A 4,379-nucleotide genomic window follows, 5' to 3' on the forward strand; every position below is an offset into this window, starting at 1 on the left:
GGCCCCGAGCACGCCGATGCTCAGGTCGGCGGCGTGCATCGAAGGATGCGGAATGTGCGCTTGATCGGGCCAGGAAATGACGCCGCGGAGGGCGAAGTGCAGCGGCAACGGTTGCCGGGTCGTCGCGGCCGGCTGCCGGGCGCTGGTGGTCACAGTGGACGTCCCGGTGCTCGGCCGACGCCCCCGGGACCTCCGCAACGCGTTCCGGCTGCCGACCGAGGTGGTCGCCGCGAACCTCCCCGACGGTCGCGACGCCTTGGCGCACTCCGGCGCCCCCGGGGTGTCCGCGATCGCCGCGCACACCGCCGCGTCGTTCGCGCCGGCGCTGCGCTGGGCGGACCTGGCGTGGCTGCGCGAGCAGGTCGACCTGCCGCTGGTGGTCAAGGGGCTGCTGGACCCGCGCGACGCGACCGAGGCGGTACGGGTCGGCGCCGACGCGGTGGTCGTCTCCAACCACGGCGGGCGGCAACTGGACGGCTCACCGGCGAGCGTCACCATGCTGCCGGAGGTCGTCGACGCGGTCGGGGACGGCTGCCAGGTGCTGCTGGACAGCGGCATCCGTTGCGGCACCGACGTGCTGCGGGCGTTGGCGTTGGGTGCGGCCGGGGTGCTTGTCGGCCGACCGCTGCTCTGGGCCCTCGCAGTCGGTGGCGAACCGGCCGCCCGGGACGCGTTGGGGCTGCTCGCCGCCGAGCTGACCGACGCGCTCACCCTGGCCGGCTGCGCCGACGTGGTGGCGGCCGGCCAGCTGCGCACCCTCGGGGTGGGTTGAGGGATGAGCGCTGCCGAACCGGTCGACCTGACCGTCGCCGACCTGCACCCCGCGCTGGGCGATCCGGCGCTGACCTCGATGAACTTCCTCAACGAGGTGTCCGAGCGTCACCCGACGGCGGTGTCCCTCGCGGCCGGCCGGCCGTACGAGGAGTTCTTCGACGTCGCGGCGGTGCACCGGCACCTGGACACCTTCCACCGGCACCTCGTCGACGACCTGGGGCACCGACCCGAGCAGGCCCGGCGGCTGCTGCTGCAGTACGGCCGGACCAAGGGCATCGTGCACCACCTGATCGCCCGCAACCTCGCCGTCGACGAGGGGATCACCGTCGACCCGGAGGACGTGGTGGTGACCGTCGGCTGCCAGGAGGCCATGTTCCTGGTGCTGCGGGCGTTGCGGGCCGGGCCGGCGGATGTGCTGCTCGCGGTCGCCCCGACCTACGTCGGCCTGACCGGGGCGGCCCGGCTGGTGGACCTGCCGGTGTGGCCGGTCGCCGGTGGGCCGACCGGGGTCGACCTGGCCGACCTGGCCGCCCAGGTACGCCGAGCCCGGGCTGCGGGGCTGCGGCCGCGCGCCTGCTACCTGATGCCGGACTTCGCCAACCCCTCCGGCGTCAGTATCGACACCGCACACCGGCAACGGTTGCTGGACCTGGCGACGCAGGAGGATCTGCTGCTGCTGGAGGACAACCCGTACGGACTGTTCCACAGCGACGACGGGCCGCGCCCGCCCACCCTGAAGGCGTTGGACACCGGCCGGCGGGTCGTCTACCTCGGCTCGTTCGCCAAGACCGTGCTCCCCGGGGCACGTGTCGGCTACGTCGTCGCCGACCAGCGGGTCGGCGGCCCGGGCGGGCCGGTCGGCACGCTCGCCGACCAGCTCGCCATGATCAAGAGCATGGTCACCGTGAACACGTCGCCCATCGCGCAGGCGGTGATCGGCGGCCGGCTGCTGGAGCACGGTTGCAGCCTGGTGGCCGCCAACACCCGGGAGCGGTCCGCGTACACCAGGAATCTGCGCCACCTGGTGGCCGGCCTCACCCGGCGCTTTCCGGATCAGCCGGAGCACCCGGACCAGGCCGGGGTGCGGTGGACGGTGCCGGCCGGCGGGTTCTTCGTGGTGGTGACCGTGCCGTTCCCGGTCGACGACGCGTTGCTGGACCGCTCGGCGCGCGACCACGGGGTGCTGTGGACGCCGATGGCGCACTTCTACGACGACTCCGCGCCGGTGCGCGCGTTGCGGTTGTCGGTGAGCGCTGTCACACCGGAGCAGATCGACGTCGGGCTGGATCGCCTCGCGGCGCTGATCACCGCCGAGTTGGCTCGCCCGGCGGGTTGACACACCGCGTTCATCGGATGGCAATGCGCGACGACCCGCGTGCCGCCGTCCTCGTTGGACGGTCATAATAAGCCGCATGGTTGCCTGGGAGTACGCCCTGCTCGTCCGTCGCTATCAGGGACAGGGCCGCAATTTTCACGTCTCGTTCGTCTGGTACGCGCCGGACGGGTCACGCAAGGACATCACCGCCTTCGGCGACACCGCCATCGCGCACCTCAACCGCGCCGGCCGGGAGGGGTGGGAGCTGGTCTCCGCCGCCGAGGACGTCAACAACGTCCAAGGCAGCACCGAAGTCCACCGCTACCACCTCAAGCGCCCCATGGCCTGACCCCGGCTCTCCGCCCCCGTCCGCGTCGATCATGGAGTTGTGGTGGTGGGCGACATTCGCTACCCGCCCTCATTCGGGCACCACAACTCCATGATCGACGCGAGTCGGTCGGGTCAGCTCAGGTCGATGCCGGGGTAGAGCGGGTACGTGGCCAGCAGGTCGGTGGCCTGGCGGGCGATCTTGTCGGCCAGGCCGGCGTCCAGGGTGTACTTCGCCTTCGACGGGGTGCCGTCGGCGTTGGCGCCAGCGGTGGTCTGGGTCAGCACGGTGTGGATCAGCTCGGCGGTCTGGTCCATCTCGGCGGTGCCCAGGCCCCGCGTGGTCAGCGCCGGGGTGCCGATCCGGATGCCGGAGGTGTACCAGGCGCCGTTCGGGTCCTGCGGGACCGAGTTGCGGTTGGTGACGATGCCCGAATCGAGGAGGGCCTGCTCGGCCTGCCGGCCGGTGAGCCCGTAGCCGGACACGTCGATCAGCACCAGGTGGTTGTCGGTGCCACCGGCGACGAGCTTCGCGCCCCGACGCAACAGCCCTTCGGCGAGGGCCTGCGAGTTGTCCACGATCCGCTGGGCGTAGTCGGCGAAGTCGGGCCGGCGGGCCTCGGCGAGCGCGACCGCCTTGGCGGCCATCACGTGCGGCAGCGGCCCGCCGAGCACCATCGGGCAGCCCCGGTCCACCTGGTCGGCCAGCTCCGGCTGGCAGAGCACCATGCCGCCGCGCGGGCCGCGCAGCGACTTGTGGGTGGTGGTCGTGACGATGTGCGCGTGCGGCACCGGGTCGAAGTCGCCGGTGAACACCTTGCCGGCCACCAGGCCCGCGAAGTGCGCCATGTCGACCATGAAGGTCGCGCCGACCGAGTCGGCGATCTCGCGCAGGATCCGGAAGTTCACCTTCCGTGGGTACGCGGAGTAGCCGCCCACCAGGATCAGCGGCTTGAACTCGCGGGCCGCCTCGGCCACCCGGTCGTAGTCGATCAGACCGGTCGCCGGGTCGGTGCCGTAACTGCGCTGGTCGAACATCTTGCCGGAGATGTTCGGCCGGAAACCGTGGGTGAGGTGGCCGCCGGCGTCCAGCGACATGCCGAGCATCCGCTGGTTGCCCAGCTCGCGGCGCAGCGCGAACCAGTCGGCCTCGGTGAGGTCGTTGACCTGGCGGACCTGGGCCTTCTTCAGGGCGGGGGACTCCACCCGGTCGGCGAGCACCGCCCAGAAGGCGACCAGGTTGGCGTCGATGCCCGAGTGCGGCTGAACGTACGCGTGCGCGGCGCCGAACAGCTCCCGGGCGTGCTCGGCGGCGAGCGCCTCGACGGTGTCGACGTTCTGGCAGCCGGCGTAGAAGCGGCGGCCGACGGTGCCCTCGGCGTACTTGTCGCTGAACCAGTTGCCCATGGCCAGCAGGGTCGCCGGGGAGGCGTAATTTTCGCTGGCGATCAGCTTGAGTGACTCCCGCTGGTCGGTCAGCTCGGCGCCGATGGCGTCGGCGACCCGCGGCTCGACAGCCCGGATCACCTCAAGGGCACTCCGGAATGCGGTGGACTCTGCGTTGCGGGACATGCGACCTCCAACAGACGTGCGGGAAGGCCCAGGCGCTCGGCAAACGTCCACGTGACGAGGCCGCTCCCCGATGGTTCTCCATCCCCACGCGCCAGTAACGGCCCGGGAGGATCCTACCGGGCCGGAACCGGCCGTTCGGGCCGCCCTCCGGGAGGCGACCCCGCCAACGTGATTGGGCGATGCGACGCGGGGCGCACGGTAGGTGACCACCGCGCCGTCACGGGTGCGGCCAGGTTTCGCACAGAAGGAGTCGACAACATGACCACGCAAGGTGCAGCCCGCCGCCGGCAAGATCATTCCGGACAGGCTCAAGTCCGAGCAGCACCGCCGGATGGCCGAACCAGGCCCAGCCAGCTGACCCCCTACCCGCCCCCCGCCCCCGCCGCCCGCC

3 protein-coding genes, 1 pseudogene and 1 riboswitch are annotated in these 4,379 nt (G+C 71.8%); of the genes and pseudogenes, 3 read left to right on the top strand and 1 reads right to left on the bottom strand.

Annotated elements, in window-relative coordinates:
• Positions 1-124: 124 nt before the first annotated feature.
• From ABZ749_RS30215 to ABZ749_RS30225, 3 genes and pseudogenes are all read left to right on the top strand, one after another.
• Positions 125-772 (top strand): annotated as a pseudogene (locus ABZ749_RS30215) (alpha-hydroxy acid oxidase); the annotation flags it as partial.
• A 3-nt stretch (positions 773-775) separates the two neighbouring features.
• The gene (locus ABZ749_RS30220; protein ID WP_357233745.1) at positions 776-2,110 is read left to right on the top strand and encodes a PLP-dependent aminotransferase family protein; all 1,335 of its coding nucleotides are present in this window, start codon (positions 776-778) and stop codon (positions 2,108-2,110) included.
• Positions 2,111-2,177: 67 nt separating this feature from the next.
• The gene (locus tag ABZ749_RS30225) at positions 2,178-2,438 is read left to right on the top strand and encodes a hypothetical protein (protein WP_357205073.1); all 261 of its coding nucleotides are present in this window, start codon (positions 2,178-2,180) and stop codon (positions 2,436-2,438) included.
• 113 nt (positions 2,439-2,551) lie between these two features.
• Here ABZ749_RS30225 and ABZ749_RS30230 read toward each other — a convergent pair whose 3' ends face one another.
• The gene (locus ABZ749_RS30230; RefSeq protein WP_357233747.1) at positions 2,552-3,988 is read right to left on the bottom strand and encodes a glycine hydroxymethyltransferase; all 1,437 of its coding nucleotides are present in this window, start codon (positions 3,986-3,988) and stop codon (positions 2,552-2,554) included.
• A 19-nt stretch (positions 3,989-4,007) separates the two neighbouring features.
• A riboswitch (ZMP/ZTP riboswitch) is annotated at positions 4,008-4,097 on the bottom strand.
• Positions 4,098-4,379: the final 282 nt, after the last annotated feature.

This window comes from Micromonospora sp. NPDC047753 (assembly GCF_040642735.1).
Taxonomy (GTDB): Bacteria; Actinomycetota; Actinomycetes; order Mycobacteriales; family Micromonosporaceae; genus Micromonospora.